The 25958-nt window shown below is 51.7% G+C and carries 24 protein-coding genes and 1 pseudogene; 14 read left to right on the forward strand and 11 right to left on the reverse strand.

Annotated features, from left to right (window positions below; genetic code table 11):
• The first annotated feature begins 15 nt into the window (after positions 1–15).
• Positions 16–1929, forward strand: a complete 1914-nt coding sequence (locus tag ABID47_RS11690; protein WP_354496826.1) for a DUF5711 family protein — start codon at positions 16–18, stop codon at positions 1927–1929.
• A 19-nt stretch (positions 1930–1948) separates the two neighbouring features.
• Complete coding sequence (locus ABID47_RS11695; RefSeq protein ID WP_354496828.1) at positions 1949–2848, forward strand: carbohydrate ABC transporter permease; 900 nt, start codon at positions 1949–1951, stop codon at positions 2846–2848.
• A gap of 126 nt (positions 2849–2974) precedes the next feature.
• Here ABID47_RS11695 and ABID47_RS11700 read toward each other — a convergent pair whose 3' ends face one another.
• The 3 genes from ABID47_RS11700 to ABID47_RS11710 all read right to left on the reverse strand — a co-directional run bounded on the left by ABID47_RS11700 (position 2975) and on the right by ABID47_RS11710 (position 7577).
• Entirely contained in the window at positions 2975–3451 is a 477-nt protein-coding gene (locus tag ABID47_RS11700) for a MarR family transcriptional regulator (RefSeq protein ID WP_354496830.1), read from the reverse strand.
• A 185-nt stretch (positions 3452–3636) separates the two neighbouring features.
• Entirely contained in the window at positions 3637–4686 is a 1050-nt protein-coding gene (locus ABID47_RS11705) for a flavin-containing monooxygenase (RefSeq protein ID WP_354496832.1), read from the reverse strand.
• A 236-nt stretch (positions 4687–4922) separates the two neighbouring features.
• On the reverse strand, positions 4923–7577 hold the full coding sequence (locus tag ABID47_RS11710) for a DUF4855 domain-containing protein (protein ID WP_354496834.1): 2655 nt from the start codon (positions 7575–7577) through the stop codon (positions 4923–4925).
• Between the two features lie 340 nt (positions 7578–7917).
• On the opposite strand from ABID47_RS11710, the gene ABID47_RS11715 reads away from it, so the two are divergent.
• The 3 genes from ABID47_RS11715 (at position 7918) to ABID47_RS11725 (ending at position 9350) form a co-directional block, all read left to right on the forward strand.
• Positions 7918–8190: a hypothetical protein gene (locus ABID47_RS11715; RefSeq protein ID WP_251674092.1), complete on the forward strand. Its 273-nt coding sequence runs from the start codon at positions 7918–7920 to the stop codon at positions 8188–8190.
• A 153-nt stretch (positions 8191–8343) separates the two neighbouring features.
• On the forward strand, positions 8344–8724 hold the full coding sequence (locus ABID47_RS11720) for a DUF3888 domain-containing protein (protein WP_354496836.1): 381 nt from the start codon (positions 8344–8346) through the stop codon (positions 8722–8724).
• A gap of 158 nt (positions 8725–8882) precedes the next feature.
• Complete coding sequence (locus ABID47_RS11725) at positions 8883–9350, forward strand: DinB family protein (RefSeq protein ID WP_354496838.1); 468 nt, start codon at positions 8883–8885, stop codon at positions 9348–9350.
• A gap of 85 nt (positions 9351–9435) precedes the next feature.
• On the opposite strand, the gene sigJ is transcribed toward ABID47_RS11725, so the two are convergent.
• Both sigJ and ABID47_RS11735 read right to left on the reverse strand, forming a co-directional pair.
• Entirely contained in the window at positions 9436–10299 is an 864-nt protein-coding gene (sigJ, locus tag ABID47_RS11730) for an RNA polymerase sigma factor SigJ (RefSeq protein ID WP_354496840.1), read from the reverse strand.
• A gap of 68 nt (positions 10300–10367) precedes the next feature.
• Positions 10368–11033, reverse strand: a complete 666-nt coding sequence (locus ABID47_RS11735; protein ID WP_354496842.1) for an NAD(P)H-dependent oxidoreductase — start codon at positions 11031–11033, stop codon at positions 10368–10370.
• A gap of 226 nt (positions 11034–11259) precedes the next feature.
• Here ABID47_RS11735 and ABID47_RS11740 point away from each other — a divergent pair, with 226 nt between their 5' ends.
• The 4 genes and pseudogenes from ABID47_RS11740 (at position 11260) to ABID47_RS11755 (ending at position 13900) form a co-directional block, all read left to right on the forward strand.
• Complete coding sequence (locus tag ABID47_RS11740; RefSeq protein WP_354497301.1) at positions 11260–12042, forward strand: class I SAM-dependent methyltransferase; 783 nt, start codon at positions 11260–11262, stop codon at positions 12040–12042.
• 44 nt (positions 12043–12086) lie between these two features.
• Positions 12087–13040 (forward strand): D-2-hydroxyacid dehydrogenase family protein, encoded by a 954-nt coding sequence (locus ABID47_RS11745; RefSeq protein ID WP_354496844.1) that lies wholly within the window; start codon positions 12087–12089, stop codon positions 13038–13040.
• A 1-nt stretch (position 13041) separates the two neighbouring features.
• A pseudogene (locus ABID47_RS11750) lies at positions 13042–13173 on the forward strand (N-acetylmannosamine-6-phosphate 2-epimerase); the annotation flags it as partial.
• Positions 13174–13300: 127 nt separating this feature from the next.
• On the forward strand, positions 13301–13900 hold the full coding sequence (locus ABID47_RS11755; RefSeq protein ID WP_354496846.1) for a short chain dehydrogenase: 600 nt from the start codon (positions 13301–13303) through the stop codon (positions 13898–13900).
• A 209-nt stretch (positions 13901–14109) separates the two neighbouring features.
• Here ABID47_RS11755 and ABID47_RS11760 read toward each other — a convergent pair whose 3' ends face one another.
• The 4 genes from ABID47_RS11760 to ABID47_RS11775 all read right to left on the reverse strand — a co-directional run bounded on the left by ABID47_RS11760 (position 14110) and on the right by ABID47_RS11775 (position 18255).
• Positions 14110–14814: a DUF421 domain-containing protein gene (locus tag ABID47_RS11760; protein ID WP_354496848.1), complete on the reverse strand. Its 705-nt coding sequence runs from the start codon at positions 14812–14814 to the stop codon at positions 14110–14112.
• 268 nt (positions 14815–15082) lie between these two features.
• Positions 15083–15700 (reverse strand): hypothetical protein, encoded by a 618-nt coding sequence (locus tag ABID47_RS11765; protein WP_354496850.1) that lies wholly within the window; start codon positions 15698–15700, stop codon positions 15083–15085.
• Positions 15701–15904: 204 nt separating this feature from the next.
• The gene (locus ABID47_RS11770) at positions 15905–16927 is read right to left on the reverse strand and encodes a cytochrome d ubiquinol oxidase subunit II (protein ID WP_354496852.1); all 1023 of its coding nucleotides are present in this window, start codon (positions 16925–16927) and stop codon (positions 15905–15907) included.
• Complete coding sequence (locus ABID47_RS11775) at positions 16924–18255, reverse strand: cytochrome ubiquinol oxidase subunit I (protein WP_354496854.1); 1332 nt, start codon at positions 18253–18255, stop codon at positions 16924–16926. Before ABID47_RS11775 ends, ABID47_RS11770 begins: the two co-directional genes overlap by 4 nt.
• Positions 18256–18452: 197 nt before the next feature.
• Here ABID47_RS11775 and ABID47_RS11780 point away from each other — a divergent pair, with 197 nt between their 5' ends.
• The 4 genes from ABID47_RS11780 (at position 18453) to ABID47_RS11795 (ending at position 23615) form a co-directional block, all read left to right on the forward strand.
• A complete protein-coding gene (locus ABID47_RS11780; protein WP_076168931.1) occupies positions 18453–18818 on the forward strand; it encodes a MerR family transcriptional regulator in 366 nt (121 codons plus the stop codon).
• 113 nt (positions 18819–18931) lie between these two features.
• Positions 18932–19843, forward strand: coding sequence for an NAD(P)-dependent oxidoreductase (locus tag ABID47_RS11785; protein ID WP_354496856.1), 912 nt, complete (start codon positions 18932–18934; stop codon positions 19841–19843).
• 230 nt (positions 19844–20073) lie between these two features.
• On the forward strand, positions 20074–22875 hold the full coding sequence (locus tag ABID47_RS11790) for a glycoside hydrolase family 2 TIM barrel-domain containing protein (protein WP_354496858.1): 2802 nt from the start codon (positions 20074–20076) through the stop codon (positions 22873–22875).
• Between the two features lie 137 nt (positions 22876–23012).
• On the forward strand, positions 23013–23615 hold the full coding sequence (locus ABID47_RS11795) for a TetR/AcrR family transcriptional regulator (protein ID WP_354496860.1): 603 nt from the start codon (positions 23013–23015) through the stop codon (positions 23613–23615).
• A 79-nt stretch (positions 23616–23694) separates the two neighbouring features.
• Here ABID47_RS11795 and ABID47_RS11800 read toward each other — a convergent pair whose 3' ends face one another.
• Positions 23695–24582 carry an ergot alkaloid biosynthesis protein gene (locus ABID47_RS11800; protein WP_354496862.1) on the reverse strand — a complete coding sequence of 296 codons (888 nt, stop codon included), beginning with the start codon at positions 24580–24582 and terminating at the stop codon, positions 23695–23697.
• Positions 24583–24617: 35 nt separating this feature from the next.
• Positions 24618–25013: a nuclear transport factor 2 family protein gene (locus ABID47_RS11805; RefSeq protein ID WP_354496864.1), complete on the reverse strand. Its 396-nt coding sequence runs from the start codon at positions 25011–25013 to the stop codon at positions 24618–24620.
• Positions 25014–25295: 282 nt separating this feature from the next.
• Between ABID47_RS11805 and ABID47_RS11810 the strand changes: the two genes are divergently transcribed.
• Positions 25296–25673: a nuclear transport factor 2 family protein gene (locus tag ABID47_RS11810; RefSeq protein ID WP_089546311.1), complete on the forward strand. Its 378-nt coding sequence runs from the start codon at positions 25296–25298 to the stop codon at positions 25671–25673.
• Positions 25674–25958: the final 285 nt, after the last annotated feature.

The following is a 25958-nucleotide window of genomic DNA, read 5'->3' on the forward strand; positions in this document are numbered from 1 at the left end:
AAAGGGAGGTTCATCATGAGGAAAGCCCCTTGGATATTTCTTGCACTGATCCTGCTTCTAGGGCTTGTCCCGGTCGCAGCACTTGCCAAAGACCATTGGTCCATTGAAAGAGCGGGGAATATCACCTCCCTCTCCGTATCAGCGGATGGGAGCCGTGTAGCCGTTGGGGGTCATAATGCGAAGGCATTTCTCTACGATTCCGAAGGCAATCCCATCTATGAGGTTGAGGCCGGAAATGTCGTTACAGGGGTAGCGCTTCTGAGTAACGGCACCTTTCTGGTTTCATCGGATGACAGGCATCTGTATGCATATGACGAGACAGGAGGTCAACTGTGGGATTCGGATCTGAAGCGGCAGGTCAAGAGCTTGGCCGCATCGCAGGACGGGTCCACCATCGTTCTCGTTACCCAGCGCAGCAAAGATCTCATCGTTGTGGATCAAAATAACGGAGAACAGACAGGCAGCATCCCCATCGGTTCCCTATTGAAGGAAGTGAGCGTATCGGGCAGCGGACAGTGGATCGTTGCCGCAACAAGCGACCAATTCGCCTATCTCCTGGACAAGGATGGCAGCCTGCTGTATAAATTCAGCGCGGATAATCAAATCCAGGCGGTGGCCGTTTCAGAGAATGGCCTGGCTGCTGTGGGTACGGCTTCCAATAAGGTGGAATTGTTTGATCAGAAAGGGAGCGTTACCGGCTCGATTAACACGCGGGACATCGTGACCGATGTCGCCTTCTCAAGCGATGGGGAACGGATCGGCGTCTCGGATTTATCCGGTAACTACTATATTTTCGACGGGCGCGGAAAGCAGCTGTGGGAGTCAAAGATCACTGGGGAAGGCCGGGGCGTTCAATTTGACCGGGAGGGCAAGACGCTGTATTCGGGCACCAATGACGGAAGGATTTTTAAGTACGATGTAGGCAGTGTCATCGATAAAGCGGCAAGCAAGGCACGCTTAAATGCTATGCTATGGGCTGCAGCCGGTGTCTTGGCGGTCGTCCTTATTCTGCTGTACTTGAATTATTTGAAGAAGCGCAATCGGCTGGTTATTTTCCGCCAGATATGGAAAAGCAAATATATTTACCTGGGCTTGGCACCGACCTTTATTCTGGTGTTCGTCTTTCTCTATTACCCGGCTTTTTCGGGCTTATTCCATTCCTTATATGACTGGCAGCCAGGGGGCAGGACCACCTTTGTCGGCTTGGCCAATTTTGAACGAATGATTCATGATCCTTATGTCATTAAGGGGATGGGCAACCTGGTCATTCTGATCATCACCGGTTTGATCAAAGCGATTATCCCTGCACTCATTACCGCTGAACTCATATTCCATCTACGCAGTAAACGTCTGCAATACGGCTTTCGGACCGCATTTACCGCATCGATGGTGATTCCGGGTGTGGCCCTGCTGTTGATTTGGCAAAACCTGTATGATCCTAACGTGGGTCTGATCAATAACGTATTAGAACTGATCGGGCTTGGTTCCTGGGCGCATGGTTGGCTTGGTGACCCTAATACCGCCTTATGGGCTATTATTTTTATCGGGTTTCCGTTTATAGGCATCCTGCAGCTGCTGGTGTTTTATGCAGGTCTGCTGTCCATTCCGAACGAGCTGATCGAGTCCGCAAAAATCGATGGGGCCAATCTTTGGCGGATCATCCGTTCCATTCATTTGCCGCTGCTGGGCGGTCAATTCAAGTTTCTGATCATTTTAACCCTCATTGGCATTATTCAGGATTTTAACGGCATCATGATCGTTACGGGCGGCGGTCCCATGGACTCGACTTATGTACCCGCACTGCAGATGTATTATGCCGCTACCAAGTTCAACGATCTCGGGTATGCCTCGGCGCTCGGTGTAAGCATGTTCCTGGTGATCCTTGCCATTACGGTTGTGAACATGAAGCTTATTAAAACAGAAGATTAAGGAAGGAGGAGAGGGATCGATGTATACCGAAACGGATACAACCGATGAAAGCGTCAGCCCCGTGAGAAAGCTCAGAAAAAGCGAAGGCGGGCTCATCAAGTATCTCAGTTTCCCCCAGATCACCATCATCGTGCTGCTGTGCGTGCTGGTCATCCTGATGCTGGTGCCCATTCTGTTCATGATCGTCAGCTCCTTAAAAAGCAATGCGCAAATTCTCGGCAATTTCTGGGGGCTGCCTTCTCCGGCCAAATGGAATAATTACGGCGCTGCGTTCACCAGTATTTGGCGATATATGGTGAATTCCATCTTGTATGCGGTCGCGGCCAGTGCTTGTGTCATTCTGCTCTCTTCCATTTCAGGATATATATTCGCCAAAAAAAGCTTTCCCGGCAAAGAACTGCTGTTTATGATGATGCTGGCCATGATGATGATTCCGGGTGTGCTGACGCTGATTCCGTCGTACGTCCTGTATAATAACCTGGGACTAACGAATACACCTTGGGTGATCATTATTTCCGGTGCAGCCGGCGGGCAAATCTTCGGAACCTTCTTGTGCAGAAGTTTTATGTCCGGCATCCCCAGCGAGCTGTTTGAAGCGGCCCGGATCGATGGAGCATCGGAGCTTCGTGTATTTTTTCAAATCGTCATCCCGCTGTCGCTGCCGATCCTTGCCACCTTGTTCATTATGCAGGCCGTTGGCGTGTACAATGATTATATTTGGCCGCTGCTTACGATCAGGGACAGCAGTCTTCAGGTGGTTGCCGTTGGCCTTACCGTCTTTACAAAGCAGTTCGGCATCACCGATATGGGAACTCAGTTTTCAGCATACGCCATTTCCTCGATTCCGTTAATTTTGATTTTCTCTTTCGGCATGAAATATTACATTCAGGGCATGACGCAGGGGGCTTTGAAAATGTAGCGTGTGAGAAGAATCGTTTGATCAATGTAGCGCTCTCGGCGCTGTGCTCACTTCATCGAGTAACAAAAAAGCAGCCGGCGGCTACCGGTTGCTTTTGATTTTGGATTCTTTGGCCGGTGGTACATGTCAGCGATAGAAGTCAACCATATCTGCAAACAGGCGCTTGATCAATTCAAGCTCGGCATCGCTGTATCTTCCCAAAAACTCGTACATTCTCTGCTTTTCCATCATATGGAGCTCATCATGCGCAGCAAACAGCTTTTTGCCGGCAGGAGTTAACCGAAAGTATACTTCCTTTTTGTTATCGTTGAGCTGGGCTTTCCGCACCCAACCGGCTTTAAGTAATTTGTTCGCGATCTTGGAGGTGTTCCCTTTGCTCAAATTCATCTTTTCCGCGATGGAAGTGACATTGATCGGCTCCTGCTCCCCGATGCACGCAATGGTGTGGAGTTCTGTCATGTTCAAACTGAATTCGGCACCGATATGCTTCCGGATATCTTCGAGATAGGTTGCGGATATTCGGGATTCGTATTCTTCTTTTTGCTGAAGAAACTGAATAAAAAAATCATGAATTACGGCTTTGCTTTTATCTGCAGTGTCCATGGTTCATGCTGGCTCCTCGACTCATTTTTTTTAGTATATCATAAATAGTTTCCTGAGAAATAATTACGCATACTTCTAGGTAAGGTTGATACGTCGAGAGTGGCCGGTACACGGGAAGCTGGTTTCAGACTTTTGTTTGCGAGCGAAAAAAAGAGAAGCTTAACCTAGATAAGTCCCGGCGAGAATTACATTGTCTTTAAATCATTATTTATGTATTCGGCGATACGTCTGGCATCATGCTGTACCCACCCCAAAAGAGCAGACCCTCTGCAGGACAGCCACGGAAGACCGATGAAATATAGGCCAGGGATATTAGAAATACCATTGAACTGGGTAATTTCTTGCTGTTCATTAAACAGATGATTGATATGGATCCAGGAGAAATCCGGTCGGAACCCGGTTGCCCAAATGATATTGTCAGCCTCAACATGTTGGTCGTCCGCAAAAAACAGAGTACGTGACTCCGCGCTGACTGCCCTCGGGAATAACTTGATTTTCCCTTCTTTTAATCGTTGTTTTAAATGGAATCCATAGATTTGTTCAGGTTGTTGGCGTAACCATTCCCCGCGTTTGGTGTGATTTCCGGCCAGTAAAAAACCCAATTTGTCGTAATACCAAAAAATGCTCTTTCCCAATATGTACAGAGGTTTAAAATGGAGCTGGTTTGATGCGGATAAATAGACATCAAAGTCATTAGACAGTTCTACAGCGATTTGTGCACCTGAATTTCCTGCTCCTACGACCAACACGGTTCCTGGTGTAAGCTGGCCGGGATTCCGGTATGCGGAAGAATGAAGCTGAGTCGTATCATGGGAAATGGACTGGCTGATGGCTGGAACATACGGTTTATGAAAAGGCCCTGTAGCCACAATTACATTTTTGGATTGAATTGTTCCTCGGCTTGTCTCCACCTCAAATCCCCTTGGGATGGAGGTTAACGACTTGACTTCCGTATCCAATTGAATCGGAAAATCAAAGGTTATAGCGTATTCCGATAAGTATGCGGCAACCTCATCTTTTGTTGGAAGACCATTCGGATCCCCAGGCAGATCAAGACCAGGTAAACGGCTGTAATTCCTGGGTGTGAATAATTGTAAGGAATCGTATCTGTTGCGCCAGGAATCGCCTAAGGCTTTGGCTTTATCGATTAACATAAATGGTATTCCTTTTTGCTTTAAGAAGTAGGCAGTTGCAAGACCAGCCTGTCCGGTACCAATAATCAAGACATCCAGCATAGAAATTCCCCCAAGAAATTAATATTTATTATATAATACATGATCATTTGTTCATATGTAAATGAAATGAATAGAATCTTCGCTTGAAAGCCAAGTCCAGATATATGGAAAAGGGTGGGATTACACCGATGCGAAGCAAGCAAGAAAGAAGACTACCGGTTAAACGGCAGTCTTCTTCTCACAAGGACTATATGGATGAAAAGAGGAGATTTATCTTTTATCTTATACCAAAGTTCTTACTCCCTTGACCCCGAGAGGTTATAGATCCCAAACTCATAAAAGGAATATCCATAATCCGTGGCTCTTTCAATCCCCTGAAATTTAACGTACCTGGCTGTAACGGGGGCAAAATGGACCGTTTCTTTGCCATCATGGGCCGTAATGATGCCATCATTGTCCTGGATCACGCTGCTCCAGTTCTGCTGGTCGTCGGAGACAAGGATTTTGTAGGTTTTGGCCCGGGCGAATTCCCACTCGATCCGGACCGTATCGAATGCTTTGGCTTCACCTAGGTCGACCTGAAACCAGCTGTCATTCACGTAGTTGCTCGCCCATCTTGTCGATGAAAACCCATCGACGGCATATTTCGGCGCCAAGGTAGAAACAGAGCCTTCGACAGAAGAGGCGGTTACGGTTTTATTTTCCGCCAGGTTACCGGCAAGATCATACACCTCTTCTTTCAGCGAGGCATAAGCCGTCTCGGATACGATACGATCTGCGTACAGTTGATCCAGCTTTGCATTGAAACCTTTGAGTAATTGATCAAACTGCGCAGCATTCTTTCCTTCAAAACGCTTCATCTGGTCCAGCTGCGCGTGCAACGAGCGGGGAGCCCCGGGTGTCGTGAACTGCTTTTGCTCGGCGAAGAGGCTCACATGAGCTTTCATCGTGTCAGCGGTAGATGCCGCCCGGATGGTGTAAGCAGTCGTCTTGGATTTGGCAGCCGCCACGGTAATGGCCAGTTGATGCTTACCCGGCATTCCCTTCAGATCAATCGGCGTTCCAGGGGCGTAGGGTTTGCCGTCGAAAGTGGTCGTAACCCTCGTCAAACCGCTGTCATCGTCTTGGACTTCCCATGTGAATGCTATCGTTTCAGTATTGGGTACAACCACATCGCCATTTAACTTTTGTCCGTTGATAAATACGTCTGCTTCAGGTGGTGTACTGTTATGAATTTCGTATGTTCCGTTCAAGTATTGATACAGCCAGTCATACATGAGACGCAGGCCGGGATCTTTGCTCACCGCCAAATTATAAACCGCATTATTTCCCTGGTAATAAGCTCTGAATCCCTTTTGCATCAAGCCGGTTGCGGCGCCGCTGTTCAAGTAATCGATATAACGCTCACGGAATACGCCGTCTTGCAGCATCCGATCGTCAAATTCGACTTCATTCGACATTCCGTACCGCTTTGCAGTATCTGCGGCATCCTTCAACCGGTCTTGATCCATACCGCCAAAGAAATAGTTCGGTTGAAGCGCCGCGGCATCAAATCCTACATCTTTCCACATATAGCTTTTATAAGCTAAAGAGTGGGGGATCCAGAAAAATTTCAGATTCATGTCATGGACCTTGCCGCTAACGGCTTTAATCAGGCCGGGTCCCGTTTCGCTTGTACTGATTTGTTCTTCCAGCCAGTACATGCCGACGAGCTCCAGATTGGAATAATTCGCGGCCTGCCATCTTTGCCGTACCTGATCCAGCCACCACTGAACCGCTTTTTCCCTGTTTTCGAGGGCTTTCTCTTGCCCCACGACAGAGTCATTGAAGCTTAACGATTCTCCAGAGCCATCTACATCGCCAAAATCATTTAAAGACTCCCCGGGATTCGGAATCATGAGCACAACCTTCTCTTTATAATCAGGCTGGTTCAGCTTGGCCCCGACTTCCTTGGTCGCCTCATTCAACTGCTGCATATCTCCCGCAGCTGCAAAGGTTTTGTCCAAATACCAGGTCCAGTCCCCCAGATTCGTTTGTCCAAGACCGAAATCCCGGCCGGCAGGGGAAGCAAGCCCGAGATATAAAATACCGTCAAAAAGCCAGTCGGCAGGTTCCCCGTTCTGATCCACGTAACTGATGTTCGGGATGATCCGTTCCTTGGTCCAGTCCCCCAAACCATCCGCATACTGTCCGTTATACAGCAGATTCAGATTCCGGATTCCGCCCGTAGCTTCGCCCGGCTCTAAAAAATGAGGCTGCTCAGCGGGAACCTTTACCGCTCCGTCCATCTTTCCGTCCGTGCCCATAATTTCAATTTCGTCAATGTATTCCCAAAGGGTAGGATGCATCGTGAAAATGACTTTTACATAGCGGGCATAAGCCAGCTTGCCGTCCGCACTCCCGCCTTCGATTCCGTCCCGGCTGCCGTCCCACGCAAACATTTCCTGCCTTGGCGGTCCTTCTCCCCAGAGCAGTTGGGTGGCGTTATGGGAGAGAAGGCCCCAATTCTCCTTATCGTCCGAGACATACATTGATACCGTCAAAGGTACGAGGATCGAGTTGGCAGGGTAATCCTGAAAAAAATGGGCGGTGATTTTTCCGATCGACTTTTCCTCACCCAAATCGAACACGACTTCGCGCGCTTTGCCGCGAACATGTCCTACCCAGGCCGGGTCATTCATATCCAATTGTCCATATTTCCCATCTGTGAGCTTATTCCCGGCATCAGGATGCGACGGATCCGGGGCTTCAGACCATTCATAAGGGAGTCCAAGGGCAAGATTACGGAACTCCGGCTGCACCTCATCTGGTGGCATCGTGGGGTCTCCCGCCGGGGAAACCCCTTTTGCCTGCACCGTCGGAAACAGCTCGCCCGCTTGGGCAGCCGGAACCAGCGACACCATCATGACCGCAGCCATTGCGACCGAAGCCCATCTTTTATACCAACTCATCAAGTTCAGCTCCTTTTCCATTCTCGAGTTAGGAAACCGCTTTCAAATTTTGTTCAGCATTTTCTTCGAATCAAACTGTCCGTCACCCCCTCACTGCGATTCGATCTGATAGGTGTAAGCCATGGTGACACCCTTCCGCAAGATTGATGGTAAATGGGGTCTTATAGGCAAGGCAAGCAACATTTTTTGATGCGTTCGCAATATTTTCATAACACTGGAGGGAAGGGGATTTCATCGTCTTTTTGTATGTCGGTGTATTTTGATTGGGATATGCTCGCATCCAAGAAATCTATCATTCTCGCGAATAGAATACATCATAGATTTCGAGGAGGTGAGATCCATGCCGAAAAAACCACGCGTGAAGCAAGGGGACGACTTGATGATCGTTGCCGATGCCTATGCGTTGTACTCACAAAACATTTCATTAAATACAGACGCATTCAGAGCGGCTGTACGTACGCGAAATGCACAAGCCGTCCGCAATATTCTCGGACTCCCCAGACCGTCTTCCATCTCGTTCTTTACAGCTCAAGACGGGAGACGTTGTGTCAACATTGTCCTTTCTTCAGGAACAACATCAGGAAGATTAACGATCTGTGTGCCTCGCCAATAGTATTTTAAGTATAGGAACTCCAAGCCCTCGTGCCTGGAGTTTTTTGATGTGGTGTTAACTTGTGTGCTGCCCGAATGAATAAACGGCTATTTAGCTATGGAGAATAATCGCTAAAGTAACATAAGAGGGAGAGAAGGTATGGGGAGGAAATTTTTGGTTGTATGGATGTTGCTTCTTATGCTGGCCATTAGTTTACGAACAAGTTGCATTGTGGTGGCCGGTCATCCTGATGAGGACTCTAGAGAGCTACAGTATCAAGACATGCTGATGCTGTTTCTATTACCATACATAGAAGAACGGCTGCCGAATATTTACGAGCCTTTATTGACGGTAACTCCAATGTTATATCCTTATATGGCGGAAGTGGTTGAGGTAAGACGCTCAAATGGTTTCCGAGGATACTCTTTCATATGCACGATAGAGGTTGTCCCTACTGTTGGTCCGCACATCCCTGTAGGCAAAGATCGCTTTACCTTTGAAATATCCGTTAAAAAAGGTGAAGGTCATAGGGACCCAGCATTTAAAAGGTCCTGACAAAGATCACTTTCCGCCAAATTATGCGGATGTATTAAGATAATCATCGCTATGTCATGCGAACTGAGCATAGAAGGAAATGGGTCCAGGCTGGCGAATTCCTCAGATAACCTGAATTTAGATAAGGAAAATTATGGTGTGAGGGGGCGTTTAAGGAAATGAAAACGATTCGCAGCATGTTCGAACAGCTGTATTGGGCCGATAAGCGCATACTGGATGCGCTGGAAGCTGGCGGGGATGGGGAATCTGAAGCCGAAGCGCTCCGGCTGCTAAGTCATACTCTGCGTGCGGAACAGGTATGGTTCACCCGGCTGCAGGGACAGGACAGCAACCACCTGCCGCTTTGGCCAAACGACAGTCTTGATGACTGTAAACGTCTTGCGCAAGAGATGCGGGAAGCCTTCAGCGCATATCTCGCTGAGCTAACCGACGAACGTCTGGACGATGTAATTACCTACACCAACCAGTACGGGAGGTCGTATCAGACATCCGTTCAAGACATTTTGACTCATCTTGCGCTCCATGGCCAGTATCACAGGGGGCAAATCAACATGAAGCTGCGCTCCGCCGGCATGGAGCCGGTCAACGTGGATTATATTACATTTGTGCGCCTCCAGGGACAGTAATACCCCGTTCTCACTCAAGCGAAAAAGTCATAACCACAGATCGTGGCTATGACTTTTTTGGATGACCGGTGCTCCAGTTCGTACGCTAGAAGATATGCACCAGCTTGTCGGGGTTTCGAACAATATAGATGTTGTGGATCTTCCCATCTTCGAAGTGAAAGAGCAACACTCCATTGACTGCGCTGTCTTCCGAACGGAGCAGTATGGCAGCTTCTCCATTGACTTGCCCCATTTCGACCGTCGTTCCTTCTCCAAACATGGCTGCTTTGCGCATACCGCCGAGAAGGTAACGCCCGACCCGTTCACGGGAGACAACCGGATGGACCGTTGCAACCACTTTGCCGCCACCGTCGGCAACCAGCACGACATCCTGGTCCAGCAGCGATAAAAGCTGATCCATGTTCCCTTTCTTGAGCGCTCCCATAAATCCATGAACCCACTGCTGGCTTTCAGGGTGAATCTGAACGGGCTCGTCGGTTACCCGTCCCATTTTTGCACTCGCACGGCTGAACAGTTTCCGGCAGCTCACTTCGCTTTTTTCCATAAGCTCGGCGATCTCGTTGTAATTGAATCCCAGCGCTTCGCGCAGGATGAACACGGCACGCTCGGAGGTCGTCAGGTTTTCCAGCAGAACAAGCATTCCATAAGAGAGGAGATCATCCCTTTCCAATGCTTCGGTTGAATCGTCGTTTAACATGAGAAAGGGCTCGGGAAGCCATTCCCCATAATATTCCTCCCTTTGTTTTCGTGCCGATTTCATCATATCTTTACAGTGGTTCGTGACCATTTTGCACAAAAAAGCCTTGGGCTGCGTTAAACGTTCCCGTGGGACATCATGTACCTTCACAAAAACATCCTGCACGGCGTCTTCCGCATCGGAAACCGAACCTGTCAATTGATAAGCAAGCTTGAATAACAGCTTCTTGTACTGCTTGTAAAGATCCTGCATCCGATTTGCTCCTTCCGCAGCTGATTTTCTATTTTCACCTTAAAGGAATCAGGGCTTTTATACAATCTTTACCGCCACTCGACGATCTCATCGAGACGCTGCCTTGCTTTTGGACGTTTGGGGTCCTCTTGCCGGTATCCGAAAGCAACCATACAGGACACGCCGAAATCGCCGTCACCGATAATACCCTCGTTTTGTAAAATAGAGGTCACCTGCTTTTTATCAAAACCTTCGATGGGACTGGAATCAATGCCGATTTGAGCCGCGGCTGTCATCATGTTCGCCAGTGCGATATACGTTTGTTTGCATGCCCATTCAAACAGGAGACGGTCATTATTTTCGAGCTCCGTTTCAATGAAGGTTTTATAGAACCCGGAAACCCGCTGTACCACTTCATCAGGCATATGCTGGATGTCTTTCAGCATTTTAATGACATGAGCCGAATCATGCCTTAAGCCTTGTCTGGCCAAAATCACAACAAAATGGCTCGCCGTAGGCAGTTGTCCCAGGGCACCGCCCGTGACAGGTTTTAACTTTTCGCGGAGCGCCGTATCCTGAATCACGACGAACTTCCAAGGCTCAAGGCCAACCGAACTCGGAGACAATCTCCCTGCCTCCAAAATAAAACGAAAGTCTTCATCCGGGATTTTCTGGCTGGTATCAAATACATGGCAAGCATGTCTGAATTGAAAAGCCTTTAAAATTTCTTCTTTTTTACTTTCCGCTGCGATCATATGGATCAACCTTCTTTCGTGGGTTTACACATATAACGAGGTAAGGCTGGCATTTGTGACCGCTGCTCAAACACGACTCTTGGTTCATTTACAATGCAGAAGTACTGTGTTAAATTTAATCTTGTATCAACAAGTGATATTTAGTTTCATTCTATGAAACATATTAGTGGCTATTGTATACAAATTGATCTGGATGCTGATCACGATTTAAGGGGGAGAGTCTATGATGGATGAGTCGAGGAAAAACCAGGTTAAGCAGCAGTTTTCCCGGAATGCGGATAAGTACGTGACGAGCGCAATCCATGCCAAAGGCGAAGATCTGGCCTGGCTCGTGTCATGCGCCAAAGCCAATGCGAATATGAATGTGCTTGATATCGCAACAGGGGGAGGGCATGTTGCCAATGCGCTTGCCCCGCTGGTTCGGCATGTAACAGCCTGCGATTTAACCCGTGAAATGCTGGCGGCAGCAGAACGCTTTATCGGCGGAAATGGACACACGAACGTAAGCTACATAACGGGAGACGCGGAGCAGCTGCCTTTTGAAGATGAATCCTTCGATCTGGTGACCTGCCGGATCGCTGCGCATCATTTCACAGATGTTCCGGCGTTTGCCGCCGAGTCTCTGCGGGTTGCCAAACCTGGAGGGAAACTGCTCTTCATAGACAACGTAGCTCCCGAGCAGGACCCTTTGGATCAATTTTATAATGATATCGAAAAGTTACGGGACCCGAGCCATGTCCGGGCATGGAAGAAATCGGAGTGGATTCATTTGCTCGAAAGCACCGGCTTCCGCATCGAGATGGCCGTCTGCTTCCCGAAACCGTTCCGGTTTCAGGATTGGTGCGAGCGGGCAGGGCTCCCGCAAGCGGAGAGAGAGACTCTAGAGAACAAGATGCTTCAGTCTGCAGAAGATGTGCGTCGGTTTTTCTCGATATTTTCAGATGAAAACGGCAGGCTTTCCAGCTTTTCCGGAGAATCCGTCTATATTCAGGCTGTCCGGGTGGAGTAGGCAGAGCTTGGACTAACCAAAATCGGAAAGGGGAAATAACGGATATGAAATGCGCAATTCTGGACGATTATCAACGGGTTGCCTTATCGATGACGGACTGGTCGGCCGTTGCGGAGCACGTCGAGCTCCGCGTATTCGATCATCATTTCGATGACGAGGAGGAGCTGGCTGCTGCGATCGAAGATTGCGAGATCGTCGTCATTATGAGGGAGCGGACGCCGTTCCGGGAATCGCTGTTCCGGCGTCTGCCGCGCCTGAAGCTGCTGGTCACGACAGGCATGCGCAACGCCTCGGTCGATCTGGCCGCGGCTGCGGAACGAGGCGTCGTTGTATGCGGGACGCGAGGAGGCGGCGAGGGGACGACGGAGCTGACCTGGGCGCTCATTCTCGGGCTCGCAAGAAGGCTGGTACAGGAGAACGAAGCGCTGCGCAGCGGCGGAGCCTGGCAAAGCACGATCGGAGTAGACCTGATCGGCAAGCGGTTAGGGCTGCTCGGCCTCGGCCATATCGGAAGCAACGTCGCCCGCATCGGGCAGGCGTTCGGCATGGAGGTTATGGCCTGGAGCCAGAACTTGACCGCCGACAAAGCCGCCGCCGCGGGAGTGAAGCTCGCATCGTCGAAGGACGAGCTGCTTGAAAGCAGCGACTTCGTCTCCATCCATGTCGTGCTCAGTGACCGCACGAGAGGGTTGATTGGTGCGCGGGAGCTTCGACTCATGCGTCCGTCCGCCTACCTCATCAACACCTCCCGGGCACCGATTGTTGACCGCGAGGCTTTGATCGAAGCCTTGCGCAGCGGCAAGATCGCGGGTGCCGGCCTGGACGTATTCGAGCAGGAGCCGCTGCCTATAGACGACCCGCTCCGGACGATGCCGAACGTGCTGGCCACGCCGCATATCGGTTACGTGACCGAAGCGACCTACCGCGCCTACTTCCGCGGCATCGTCGAGGCGATCGATGCGTACCTGAAAGGCTCGCCCGTGAATGTGATTGGGTAACGAGAGCAATGTCATCACGCCGGACATGTTCAGCCGCTGTCTCGAGCTTGGCGCATACGCCGCCGTCGTAGGCGGTGCCATTACGAGGCCGAAGGAAATGACGTTCCGAATCGTACAGGCATCCGTGAGATGATTTTTTAATGGGACGCCAAGCCAAATCAGTGCAGCCCACATTGATGGAAATTCTGCTATTGTGTTAAAATTTCTTGTGTTTGTTCAATCAGATTGCCGAATAATAGCTGGCACAGGAGGGTTCGAACATGAAAATATTGATCGTCGGCGCAACGGGTACGCTTGGAACGGCGGTTCGCCGTGAATTGGAGCAGAGCCATGAGATCATTACGGCCGGACGCAAAGGGGCTGACATCACCGTCGATATGTCAGTACCTGAAAGCATCATCGCCATGTATGATGCTGTCGGCAAGGTCGATGCGGTGATCTGCACCGCCGGACAAGCTTACTTCGGTCCGCTGCAGGAATTAACACCGGAACGTAATGAAATCGCGGTCTTAGGGAAGCTGAAAGGACAAATCAACCTTGTGCTGCTGGGGTTGGATCATGTAAATGATCAAGGAAGCTTCACCCTGACTACCGGTATTATTATGGACAGTCCCATTGTGGGCGGAATCTCATCAGCGATGGCGGGCGGTGCCATCAAAGCCTTCGTACAGTCGGCAGCCATTGAAATGCCAAGAGGAATCCGGATCAACAATGTCAGCCCGAACGTACTGGAGGAGTCCATGGTTACCTATGGACCTTATTTCCCAGGCTTTGAGCCTGTACCTGCTAGAAGAGCTGCCTTAGCGTTCCGGAAAAGTGTGGAAGGTGCCCAGACCGGACAAACTTATACGGTCTATTGAAGTAAGACGACCGAAGCGAATGTTGTTATCCGTAAAGTCGAAGCTAGATTAACAAATGAATGTAGCTGTCAGCGAACAACAAACTTTGGCAGATATGCAGAGCCAGTGGTTGGAGAATATCCAACGACTGGCTCTTTTTATGAAGTTCCTCGTTCTGCTATCCTCTACAGGATCCGAAGGTTGGCAAATCGAATGATGGAACCCAGGTCCTACCTGCCGCTAGCGTCTTTGTCATAAGTCTGGACGTAAATACCGTCCCCTTCCTGCCATTCGGCGATCAGAACGTCTTTATAATCGGTTATGTGATACGGTTCCAGCTGTGCTCTCAACCAGGATTCGTCAAATCCGAGATCCTTGATTTCGTCCCACAATACTTTTCCGTCGCGGATGATCGTTACGGGAACGTACACCGGCTTGTCCGGCAGATTCAAGTCCTCCCCGGTCGTTTTCTGATACTTGGATTTTTTTAAAATGCTGAGGGAGCCGTCGGCCTCCAAATAGCAGAAGGCGACCTCCCGAATCGAGAAGGTTTCGCTCTGGCGGAGCAAGCTTTGCAGCTGGTTTATGTTCATCCGGTTTTTCTTCAGCGCCTGAAGATCCAGGACGCCGTTTTTGATCAATGCAGAAGGCTTGCCCTCAAATATCCCCCGGAAAAACAGCGATTTTTGCCCCAGGTATTCGATAATGACAAGCAGCACTCCCCACAGGCAGATGGAATAGATGATATAAGACAGCCCGACTTTCGGTTCATATAAGGCGTTTCCGAGCAGTTCTCCAAACACGATGGAGGCGATGAAGGTGAAGGGCGTAATTTGTTTTATGATTTTTCTTCCGGCAAATCTCACGATCACGAACAATAAAAAAAATCCGACGATTAGTTTGAGGGTTACGGGCCCTAAATGAATTTCCGGCATATCATTAACCTCGCAGCGGTTTCTATTTTGGATTACATTCTATGTATGCCCATATTGCGCCCGATATTTACTTTCTACGTTTCAAGCAGGACGGTAACACAAAAGAACCGGCATTTAGCCGGTTCCTGGATTAAGGATAAGTCTGTGTATCTGAGACTTGGGTTTCCGATATCGCAAGGAAAGCTTCCGTTAAGTGCAGCCTGGTTTCCTTGAAGATTCGTTGATCGACGTTTTCTAATGCGGCGAGTGGCGGAATGAAAGACAGATGTTACAGCTTGCTTATCATCAGCAATCTTTTTCCCATGAGCCATATGACAGTGCCAGTGCCCCACAGAATCAGGGCGGACCCAAGGCCGACTACGGACATATAAGCATTGATGTGAGTGGCGCCAAAGCTGGCCTCCACAGGAAGGAACAACAGTGTTGCGAGCGCGAGCAGACACAGTAACGCCCCGGTTAGATGATAAAACTTGACCCGGAACAAAGAGGCCAGTGGAAAAAAGTGAATTCCGACAATCAGAGCGGTGACGATGGGGATCAACGCCGTGCGGCCGGCGGCATTGCAGACGGCAACCGCAATGGCGATTGCGGCGCCCTCTGCCGCAAAGACGATATTGAAACGGATGGCGATCCGTTTGCCGGTCCTTACATCAGCTACTGCGCTTTGATCCTTGATCTTCCGCGACCCGCGGATCAGCGAGGCACCTCCGATGAACAGCACAAGTCCAATGGCGACAGCTGCGGCTAACCACAAAGGAGCTGCCAACTCCTGCAATCCCATGATGCCGGTATACGCCCACAGTGTACCGAATAAGGCCATAAAAAAAACGCCGCTTGCCGTTCCGCGTATGGCGGAACTATGGATGGTGCCAGATGGTTTTTTCATAATGTTAACTCCTCCGAATGGATATGATCTTCACTGGATTCATCATATCAAAAGGACCGAACCCCCCGGTATTCACGGTTGTCATGACTTTGATATGACAGTTGTCATCAATTTCCCTATGCTCCAACGCCGCAATATTTCGGCAGTATGCCATGCCAAAGAAGCCGACCGGCAATGGGCACCGGTCAGCTTCTGCAGGTCGTATTATTTTGTCCGCAAATACCGCTTGTCCTTTAGGAATAACCACCAGAACAAAATAAACGCCGGCAGCAGAATGACGGTGCCGAAGCCGTAGCCCCAGAGCAGCGACACGAACATCGAGTGGTTCGTAAAACCGGCCTCCACGGTCAGGTCGGGGTGGACGATGTAGGGCATATGCGCTCTCCCGTAGGCGTAGCTCGCCAGGGCAAACTGCAGAATCACGGCGACAACGGACAGGCGCAGCCAGCCTTTTCTGCCGTTTTTCCGGCGGATCCACAGTGCATCGTACCCGATGGCAAAAGCGACGACCGACAGCAAGAACCACAGCGACTGCTCCTGCATTCGGGCGACGATCCATAACGCTTCCGGAACCATCGTAAACGTCGCCAGGACGGCCATCGCCAGCGCCAGCGGCCCCAGAACGACCGCGATGGAGCGGTAGTGCTGCGAGACCTGTTCGTCGCCGGCTTCCCGGCCGTAGTCGGACAGGAACAAGGCGGACAGGAACAGCTCGGTCAGAATGCCGAAGCCGACGTGGGCGTACAGCGTGGCGCTGGTCAGCAGCTTCCCGAACTCCAGCTGGGGAAAACCCTGGCTCATGTGAATAAATCCGCCGAGCGAAATCGGCAGCACGCTGACGAGCAGACCGGGGATCAGCAGTCCGGTGACGCCGGACACGATCCGAAGCGCCAGTTCATGCTTCTGGACAGAGTACGAATAGACGATGAACGCGCTCCGAAACAGCAGCAGGACGAGCACCAGGCTCACCGGCACGAGCAGGAGCGTGCCCAGGACATAAGCGGCCCGGGGAAAAAAGCCGACCAGCGCGACTACGAGCAGGACGAGGAAGACGTTGGTGACTTCCCAGGAAGGGGACAGGAAGCGATTCGCGATGTCGGCCGCATGCGGATTCCGTCTGCTGAACACCATGGACCAGAAGCCTGCGCCGAAGTCGATGGAACCGGCGATGGAATAGATGAAAATAAAGCACCAGAGAATCGTGATCGCAAGCTGCGTGTCGCTCATAGGCTTCTCCCCTCTCCGTTGACGCCCTCTACCCCGTCGAAGGTGACCGGATGCCGTTTGAAATAGTAGTACATCACCACGGCCGTGACGATGAGCAGAAAAACATACAGGCCAAGGAAAAGGACAAACAGCGAACCGAGATGCTGCGCCTTCGTCGCGGCCGACGCCGTCGTCTGCATATGGTAGATCGTCCACGGCTGACGCCCCGTACAGCTGAACACCCAGCCCGTTTCAATGCCGATCATGGACAGCGGGCCGGCCAGCAGCCACCTCGGATAGGGACGCTTGGTCAGCAGCCGCAGACCGATCGTAAAGGCCGATGCGAGGATCAGCAGTGTGCCGATGCCGACCATGACGTTGAACAGCGTATGAATGATCAGCGGGGGCCACTGATCCTCCGGAAAATCGTTCAGACCCTTCACCACCGTGTCGAACCGGTTGCCCGCCAGAAAGCTGAGCGCCCACGGAATTTCGATGGCACCTTTAATACTGCGGGTTTCTTTATCGCTGACACCGCCGATCGCGAGCGGCGCATAGGCCTGAGTCTCAAAGAGTCCCTCGGCGGCCGCCAGCTTCTCGGGCTGATGCTCATGCAGCATTTGCGCGGTTTCATGGCCGCTAAGCGCCGTCATCAGCGAAATGATCCCGCCGATGAGCAGTCCCAGGAACAGGCTCTTCTGGTGATAGGACCGCTCGCGTTCCGACGATCCGCGCTTAAGCAGCTTATAGGCGGCTACCGAAGCGACCGCAAACGCACCGGTCATATAGGCCGAGAGCAGGACATGCATGGCCGTCGTCGGCAGGCTCGGGTTGAACACGGCCGCCCATGGATGGACGTCAAACACCCGGCCGTTTTCCATCCGGAAGCCGCTGGGCGTATTCATCCAGGCGTGGGCGTCGGTAATGAGAACAGCGGACATGCTGGATCCGATCGCAACAAAGATGACGCTCAGAATCCGCAGGGTTGGCGGAAGCCGATCCGCCGCGTAGACATAGATGGACATGAACAGCGCCTCGAGGAAAAATGCCCAGATCTCAATCTGGAAGGGAAGCGCGATCACTTGGCCGACGATTTCCATAAAGCCGGGCCACAAGAGGGACAGCATCACGCCGACCAGGGTTCCCGACGGAATGGCGACACCAAGGAGAATGGCGAGGCCTTTGGTCCAGCGTTTGGCGAGCGTGGCGTAGTCCTTGTCCTTTTTCACCTGGTACAAAATTTCCGCGATGACGATCATGAAGGGGATGCCTACCCCGAGTGTCGCAAAGATGATATGAAACGCCATGGACGATCCGAACAGTGACCGTGCCAGCATAACGTTATCCATAAGAAGCCTCCGTTCTCAGCGTAAAGTCGCATCTTATTGTGAACCAAGGTTATCCAAAGTATTCCTGCACAGATAAATAACGCCAAGAGCGTAAAGCGGCCGGAACATAGAGTAACCGGGCGGGGACAATGGATTGTGGCTGTAGCCACCCTGACTGTATAATGGAGAGAAGATGACTAGGAAAGGGGTGACCCGGAGTGAAAATCAGCGAATTGTCGCAATTAACCCATGTCAGTGCCCGCTCGATCCGTCATTACGAAAATCAAGGTCTTCTAATCGCCGACAGACTGGATAACGATTACCGGGATTTCCCTGAATCGGCCGTCGGGCGGGTCAAGGCGATCCAGCTGTACTTGAAGCTGGGATTGACGGTTGAAGAGATCAAAGCGTTATTCAGAACGGAAGTGGCCGATCCTGACGGTTATGAATATTGCGAGGAGATGCTGGCCACGTATGAGGGAAAGCTGCAGCAGGTAAATGAGCAGATCGAAGCCTTGCACGGGCTGAAAACATTACTGGAAAGGCAAATCGCCTTCACCAACGGGAAAAAGAACATCGTATAGCATTGACAGAAACTGGAGCGCAGGGAGCAAGCTCCGGTTTTTTTTATGTTGACATTGACACTAGTGTAAACCTTTATGATGGGCTTAATCTCGTGATGAAGGGAGTTTTACCTATGAATACAGGCTTTCCAAAAGACAACCGTCATGCTGGCGATTCGTATGCGGCAGGCAACTCCAAATCAGTCACCCTCATCGGACTCGGCCCGATGGGACAGGCGATGGCGCGCATACTGCTTGACCGCGGCTATGCCGTGACCTTGTGGAACCGGACCCCCGCCAAGGTGGAAGAGCTTGTCCAGCAAGGTGCCGTCCGGGCCGAGACGGTGGGCGGCGCTTTGGATGCGAATGAGCTTACAATACTCAGCCTCACCGATTACGACGTCATGTACACTATTTTCGAACCGGCCTCAGAGCAATTGGCAGGCAAAACGATCGTCAACCTGAGCTCGGACACGCCGACGAACGCCCGTAAGGCGGCGGAGTGGCTAGCGGACCGCGGCGCCCGTCTCGTCACAGGCGGCGTGCAGGTTCCTCCTTCAGGGATCGGCCAATCCGGATCCTACACGTATTACAGCGGGCCAAGGGAGGCGTTTGAGGCTTATAAGGAGACGCTGGAGGTGCTGACCGGCACCGATTACAGGGGAGAGGATCCCGGACTTTCCATGGTGTATTACCAGATCCAAATGGACATGTTTTGGACATCCATGCTCAGCTACTTACATGCGCTTGCGCTGGCTGAAGCAAACGGCATTTCGGCGGAACAGCTTCTGCCGTATGCTTCAGCGACCCTGTCGTCGCTGCCGGGCTTTATCGCGTTCTATACGCCTCGCCTTGACGAAGGGCTGCATCCCGGCGATGTGGACAGACTGGCCATGGGTGTGGCGAGCGTCCAGCATGTCGTGCATACAGCCGAAGATGCGGGGATTGATGCTGCTTTACCGGCTGCCGTTCTCCAGATTTTCAGGCGGGGAATGGACCAAGGATATGCCGGGAACAGCTTTACCAGCCTGATTGAAACGTTCTAAGCAGCCAAAGTGCGGAATTCATGACCCGCAATGCCGAAGCCTGACTCCATTGGGAGTTCAGGCTTTTTTGTACTGTATCTGAGAAGCCGATTGACCTTCGTCAAGGTCTAGGGGTATACTTTATTCAATTTTTCAGAATACGTTTTCGTAGCTCGGCAAGAGCAGGAAAACGAGAGTTTTTCTTACATATAACGCTGCATGCAGCGTAACGATCTCAAGGAGGTTATCATTTGCTTACTACATTAAATCTAGCCGGAATTTGGGAACTCCAACTGGATGGGGAGAAGTCCGGATTGCAAACACCGTTCACCGATACGATGGAGCTCCCGGGCACGACATCCCATGCGCGAAAAGGGGAGCGGAACGAAGCCGCAGAGATCGGCTCGCTGACGGATGAGTATCGTTTTGAAGGCTATGCCTGGTTTTCACGGACGTTTGAAGTGGACGCATCACTCGCGGGGTTACCCTGCTTCCTTTACCTGGAGCGTACGCGTGTGACAACCGTTTGGATCGACGGTGAGGAATTGGGCAGCCGTAACAGTCTGAGCACCCCCCATGTGTACGAGATCTCCGGAGGACTGGCGGCAGGGACGCATACGATCCTTATTCGTGTCGACAACACGAACTACCCCACCAAAGGCGGCCATCTCACATCCCCGGATACGCAGACGAACTGGAACGGCATCACCGGACGGATCGAGCTGCAATTTACGGGCCAGCGTTACCTGCAAAATGTCCAGGTCTATCCGGATGCAGCAAGCCGCTCGGTCACCGTCAAGGCCCGCCGCGTAGGCATCTCCGCAGACAAGCTGGTCGTGTCAGCATCCGGATTCAACGGCGATTCCGAGCACCGGCCGGAGGCGCAAACGTTCAGCCTTTCCGATGATCACGAGGTCGTTATCACATACCCGCTCGGTGAAGACGCCAGACTGTGGAGCGAGTTCGATCCCTACCTGTACAAGCTGAACCTTCGTCTGGAGGACGAGGAAGGAACGCTGCTGGACGTGACCGAAATCGTATTCGGACTGCGGGCATTCCAGGCTGACGGCGATAAGTTTACGATTAACGGGGTCCGGACTTTTCTGCGCGGGAAGCATGACGGCCTCATTTTCCCGTTGACAGGCTATGCGCCGACAACTGTTGACGAATGGCTGCGGGTGCTTACCATTGCCAAATCGTACGGCATCAACCATTATCGCTTCCATACCTGCTGCCCGCCGGAGGCCGCTTTTACCGCGGCCGATCTGCTGGGGATCTATATGGAGCCGGAGCTGCCGTTCTGGGGAACCGTCACCGACGAATCCGATCCGAATCATAACGCCGCCGAACAGGAATACCTGATCCAGGAAGGGTTCTCCATGCTGGAGAGCTTCGGCAATCATCCGTCTTTTGTCATGATGTCGCTCGGGAACGAGCTGTGGGGGAGCAAGTCGCGCCTCAGTGAGATCCTTGCCGCTTACAAAGCGTTCGATGACCGCCCATTGTATACGCAAGGCTCGAACAACTTCCAGTTCGTGCCGGACATTCTGCCGGAGGAGGATTTTTTCTGTGGCGTCCGCTTCTCGCGGGATCGTCTCTTCCGCGGCTCCTACGCTATGTGTGACGCGCCGCAGGGCCACGTGCAGACGGACATGCCAAGCACCCGCAAAGATTATGACGAGCAGATCCAGCCGTCCGTCTTCGGTAAAGGACCAGAGGAAGGATCGGGGAACAGCATCCAGATCCAGTACGGCACAGGTACGAAGACCGTGCAGGCGTCGGCCGTAGAAGAACAATTAATCCCCCGCATTCCGGTTGTTTCGCACGAGATCGGTCAGTATGCCACCTTCCCGAATTTTGCCGAGATCGAGAAATACACGGGTCCCCTCAAAGCCCGCAATTTTGAAACGTTCCGGAAACGGCTCGAGGACAAGGGGCTTGGCCATTTGGCGGAAGCTTACTTTTGGAACTCCGGGCAGCTGGCGGTAGACTGCTATAAGGAGGAACTGGAAGCTGCTTTCCGGTCCCGACGGCTGGCAGGGTTCCAGCTATTGGATCTCCAGGATTTCAGCGGCCAAGGGACGGCGCTTGTGGGTGTGCTAGATGCTTTTATGGACAGCAAGGGCTCGGTGACTCCGGAGGAGTGGCGGACGTTCTGCTCCGACGCCGTGCTGCTGGCGCGTTTTGACAAATATCATTTTACAGCCGGCGAGCGTTTCGACGCGCACGTCGAGCTGGCTTATTTCCGCGGCATACCGCTAAACGCGGCTGAAGTGGTCTGGAACGTTGCAGAAGGCGGGACGATTCTGGCGGAAGGAACGCTGGCTGCAGAAGCATCCAAAGACGATAACTACGTCGATTTCGGGGATATCTCCTTTGTAGTTCCGGAACCTGCAGGTATGACACAGGTCACCTTGTCACTCGCCATCACCGGGACGGATATCCGTAAAACCTACCCGCTCTGGCTCTACCCGTCTGGAGTGATTGTCGATGAAACTGCACAGCAATGGGTAACCGCACTGGACCCTAGTGTCCTGGCGCGTCTTGCGAAGGGGGAGTCTCTGCTGCTTACGCCGGACCCGGCCCGGCTGGAATCCGCTGTAGACGGCACATACTGTACGGATTTCTGGTGTTACCCGATGTTCCGGTCGATATCGGAGAGCATGAACAAGCCCGTGCCTGTCGGTACGATGGGACTGCTGATCGATCACTTGCATCCGGCACTGCGGCATTTTCCAAGCGCATCGCATTCGACGTATCCTTGGTGGAGCATCGCGACCCACTCGCGTCCGATCATTTTGGACAACCTGTCCCAAGCTTTGTCGCCGATCGTTCAGACGATTGACAATTTTGAGCGCAACCATAAGCTGGGCCTCTTGTTCGAGTGCCGGGTCGGCGCCGGCAGGCTCCTCGTCTGTCCGCTGAATACGGAAGCGGTGATTGGTACGCCGGAGGGCAAGCAGTTCCTGCACAGCCTGATCGAATATGTACGATCCGAAGACTTTGATCCGCAGGTTGAACTTGCGCCTTCCGAGCTTCAGGCTATCCTGTAAGCTCACGATCTTCAGGATGGCTCCATCCAAACCGAACGATGCTGAATCCACGGGAACGTTTGGTTGAGCAAAACCGCCGCTGACGTTGCAGCTCCCCGTAATTTGGCCTATGATGAGAGAGAAAAGGGGAGCTGAACGTGGCTAGAACCAAAGCATTTGATACGAATGAAGTTCTGCATAAAGCGATGAAGGTTTTCGGGAGCCAGGGCTATGAAGGCACTACGCTGCCGGACCTGTTAACCGGGCTGGGCATCGCCCGCCAGAGTTTGTATGACACGTACGGTACGAAGCGTGACCTGTTCGTGACGGCAGTCAAATATTATATGGATCGAAAAAATCACGATTTGCTGGAACTGATGGACCAGCCGGGTGCGGTTATTGATAAAGTGAAGCTGGCTTTCACGGCGATGATCAGCGCTCTGGCGGACCCGGAGCTGCGCCGGGAGTGTTTTATCATCAGCAGCGCGATTGAGCAAGCGCCTCATGACGAGGAGCTGGCCGCCTATATCCGCTCCAACACCGAACAGGTGGAGCAGGCTTTCTATAGCATGCTGGAGCGCGGGAAGGAGCGGGGCGAGATCGATCCTGAAACCAATATCCGCGAGCTGGCCCGGTTTCTAGCACATGAACGGATATCCTTGGTCGTTGCGGCAAAGATGGGGATGGACGAACAGAACCTTTACGGTATTATGCGGATGGTGCTGTCTGTCCTCAAGTCAAATGAAAGCAGTAATGAATAACACAGACTGGTAAAAAAAGGGCTGTCCCGTGTCATCTATCATGACCGTGGGGCAGCCTCTTTTTTATGCTGTTATTGTCTTAGACCATTTCTCCGGCCGTTAAGCCTTGTTCAAACCAGCTCCGGTGGCTCCGGATAAAATCTTCAAGGGAACGCGGATCCCGCCCGGTTACTCGCAGTACCGTGTCCGTAACCTGATCTTCCACGCCTTCTGTCCGAATACGGCGATCCAGATCAGCCAGCAGTTCAGCGTAATCATTCGGAACACCGGCAGCTGTAAGCGACTGCGCCAGCTGCTCTTCCGTAATGCGGCTGTGCTTGACGGCCAGGCCGGTAACCCGGCTGATTACCGCTGCGGCTTCATCATAGCTGAGCGATTCGGGTCCCGTAATGATATGCTCCGTATTGTGCGGTTCCTTATCCGTCAGCGCATGGAAGGCGACGGCCGATATGTCATCGGCATCAACGAAGCCGATTTTGCCGTCTCCGGCTGCGGTGATGATTTCTCCCTGCTGGCGAATCGTATGGCCATGTCCTGCTTCCGTAAAGTTCTGCATGAAATAGGATGGCCGCAGCACGGCCCACTCGGGCGCGTGCTCTTTCAGGTACTGATGGACGGGGCCGAAGACCGGCCCATACTCCGTTACCGATGCGCTGGACAGCAGGACAAAGCGGCGGACAGAGGCGCCCAATGCTTTGCGGATCAAAGGGATCATGACTTTATCCGGGTGCATGCCCGTCGGGGCGACGAGATAAACCGCACCAATACCTTGCAGGGCTGCGTCGTGGGTGGAATCGTCGTACCAGTCAAAACGTACATGGTCGGCCAGCGCATTCTCCATGTTGGACGGGCTTCGTCCGGCAGTCCGGATGGAGTAGCCTTGGTTGATCAATAGCTGGGCGAGACGAGAGGAAGTTTTTCCTTGTCCTCCCGTGATTAGAATGCGATTGGATGAATCGGTATGCATAAGAACAGCTCCTTTTTTTATCGTTTGGGTGATGATCAAAGTGCTAACGGGTTCCAATAGTCCTGAAAGCGGACGATGCTGCCGTCCTTGACCTCTACGACTGAAATATACTTCTGCTCATATGGTTTGCCATCCGCGAAGACGGTCCCGTTGCCTTCGTACTGGGCAATAAATATCGGGGATTCCGCCGAAACATGGATCACCGGTTTGGTAAAGGAGCGAATCTCAATCAGGGTGTCGAGCATATCCAGGTGCTGCTTCAGAGCCCTTTTACCCTTCAAAAGTTGAGGTAGCGCTTCAGGCGCGTAAGGGAATTCGAATACGACATCCTCATCAAATAAATCGAGAAAACCTTCATAATCTTTGTTCTTAATACGATCTGTGAACAATTGCATGATCGTTTCTGCCTGTGCGGAAGAAATCGTGCCCATTTCAGATGCCTCGCTTTCTGCGGTGGATTGGACCTGTTTAGCAATTCGCTAAAGGTATAGACCTAATATAACGATTCCGGACCAAATGGTCAATAATATTTTGACTAAATAGTCCGAAAATAAAAAAACGATGGAAAGTGAGCGCCTGTTAACAGGAAGTCGATCTCTGTTTTTCATGGAATAAGGTGCACTCCATTGGCATACGGACGACGGGAGGTATACAATACCATTTGGGCGAGCATCGCAAATAACCCATGAAAATCTGTTCATAGGAGGGGGACCATGCCGCAGGAAGATGTGATCAAAACCGTGATGAAACAGTACATTGACCGCTTCAATCAGGATGATGTGGAAGGCGTGCTTTCCCTTTTCGGGGAAGAAGCCACCGTGGAAGATCCGGTCGGTTCACCGGCTGTAGAAGGGAAATCCGCAATCGCTGAATTTTACAAAAAGGTGGTTAATGGAAATACCCGAATCCGGCTTGAGGGACCCATACGGGGTTCTCACAGCAATTCGGGCGCTATGGCGCTGCAAATTACGACCTCAGCTGAAGGGAAAACCATTTCCATACCGGTCATTGAAGTGATGACCTTCGACGAACAAGGCAGCATCGCTTCGATGAAGGCATACTGGGGACCAGGGGATATGGTCATCAAGTAATACGGTATTGGCAAGGGTGCCGCCGTACTGGAGCACATGCTGCCCGGTGCGGCGGCTTTATGTTTTACTGGGGAATAGGATGCACGGGGATACTCATGACAGCGGATAATCATAAAATTTGATTATTTTCACGTCCGGCAGCAGGTGATATTCTGGGGAGGCGCAGCCCTGAAGTCCATATTATTATATGATTTCGCACTATTTTAATATTGTCCTTTCCACTGCATGACGGTAAGATCGTTGTAGTTTGAATTGAAACCGCTTCCTAAAAAGAATTCCATATGC

Origin of the sequence: Paenibacillus favisporus (assembly GCF_040545415.1) — a bacterium.
GTDB lineage: Bacteria > Bacillota > Bacilli > Paenibacillales > Paenibacillaceae > Paenibacillus_AQ > Paenibacillus_AQ favisporus.

What these genes read in the sequence shown, in the direction of transcription:
- ABID47_RS11690 (WP_354496826.1), top strand. Translation starts at nt 16, where the DNA reads ATGAGGAAAGCCCCTTGGATATTTCTTGCACTGATCCTGCTTCTAGGG.
- ABID47_RS11695 (WP_354496828.1), top strand. Translation starts at nt 1,949, where the DNA reads ATGTATACCGAAACGGATACAACCGATGAAAGCGTCAGCCCCGTGAGA.
- ABID47_RS11700 (WP_354496830.1), bottom strand. Translation starts at nt 3,451, where the DNA reads ATGGACACTGCAGATAAAAGCAAAGCCGTAATTCATGATTTTTTTATT.
- ABID47_RS11705 (WP_354496832.1), bottom strand. Translation starts at nt 4,686, where the DNA reads ATGCTGGATGTCTTGATTATTGGTACCGGACAGGCTGGTCTTGCAACT.
- ABID47_RS11710 (WP_354496834.1), bottom strand. Translation starts at nt 7,577, where the DNA reads ATGAGTTGGTATAAAAGATGGGCTTCGGTCGCAATGGCTGCGGTCATG.
- ABID47_RS11715 (WP_251674092.1), top strand. Translation starts at nt 7,918, where the DNA reads ATGCCGAAAAAACCACGCGTGAAGCAAGGGGACGACTTGATGATCGTT.
- ABID47_RS11725 (WP_354496838.1), top strand. Translation starts at nt 8,883, where the DNA reads ATGAAAACGATTCGCAGCATGTTCGAACAGCTGTATTGGGCCGATAAG.
- sigJ (WP_354496840.1), bottom strand. Translation starts at nt 10,299, where the DNA reads ATGCAGGATCTTTACAAGCAGTACAAGAAGCTGTTATTCAAGCTTGCT.
- ABID47_RS11735 (WP_354496842.1), bottom strand. Translation starts at nt 11,033, where the DNA reads ATGATCGCAGCGGAAAGTAAAAAAGAAGAAATTTTAAAGGCTTTTCAA.
- ABID47_RS11740 (WP_354497301.1), top strand. Translation starts at nt 11,260, where the DNA reads ATGGATGAGTCGAGGAAAAACCAGGTTAAGCAGCAGTTTTCCCGGAAT.
- ABID47_RS11745 (WP_354496844.1), top strand. Translation starts at nt 12,087, where the DNA reads ATGAAATGCGCAATTCTGGACGATTATCAACGGGTTGCCTTATCGATG.
- ABID47_RS11755 (WP_354496846.1), top strand. Translation starts at nt 13,301, where the DNA reads ATGAAAATATTGATCGTCGGCGCAACGGGTACGCTTGGAACGGCGGTT.
- ABID47_RS11760 (WP_354496848.1), bottom strand. Translation starts at nt 14,814, where the DNA reads ATGCCGGAAATTCATTTAGGGCCCGTAACCCTCAAACTAATCGTCGGA.
- ABID47_RS11765 (WP_354496850.1), bottom strand. Translation starts at nt 15,700, where the DNA reads ATGAAAAAACCATCTGGCACCATCCATAGTTCCGCCATACGCGGAACG.
- ABID47_RS11770 (WP_354496852.1), bottom strand. Translation starts at nt 16,927, where the DNA reads ATGAGCGACACGCAGCTTGCGATCACGATTCTCTGGTGCTTTATTTTC.
- ABID47_RS11775 (WP_354496854.1), bottom strand. Translation starts at nt 18,255, where the DNA reads ATGGATAACGTTATGCTGGCACGGTCACTGTTCGGATCGTCCATGGCG.
- ABID47_RS11785 (WP_354496856.1), top strand. Translation starts at nt 18,932, where the DNA reads ATGAATACAGGCTTTCCAAAAGACAACCGTCATGCTGGCGATTCGTAT.
- ABID47_RS11800 (WP_354496862.1), bottom strand. Translation starts at nt 24,582, where the DNA reads ATGCATACCGATTCATCCAATCGCATTCTAATCACGGGAGGACAAGGA.
- ABID47_RS11805 (WP_354496864.1), bottom strand. Translation starts at nt 25,013, where the DNA reads ATGGGCACGATTTCTTCCGCACAGGCAGAAACGATCATGCAATTGTTC.
- ABID47_RS11810 (WP_089546311.1), top strand. Translation starts at nt 25,296, where the DNA reads ATGCCGCAGGAAGATGTGATCAAAACCGTGATGAAACAGTACATTGAC.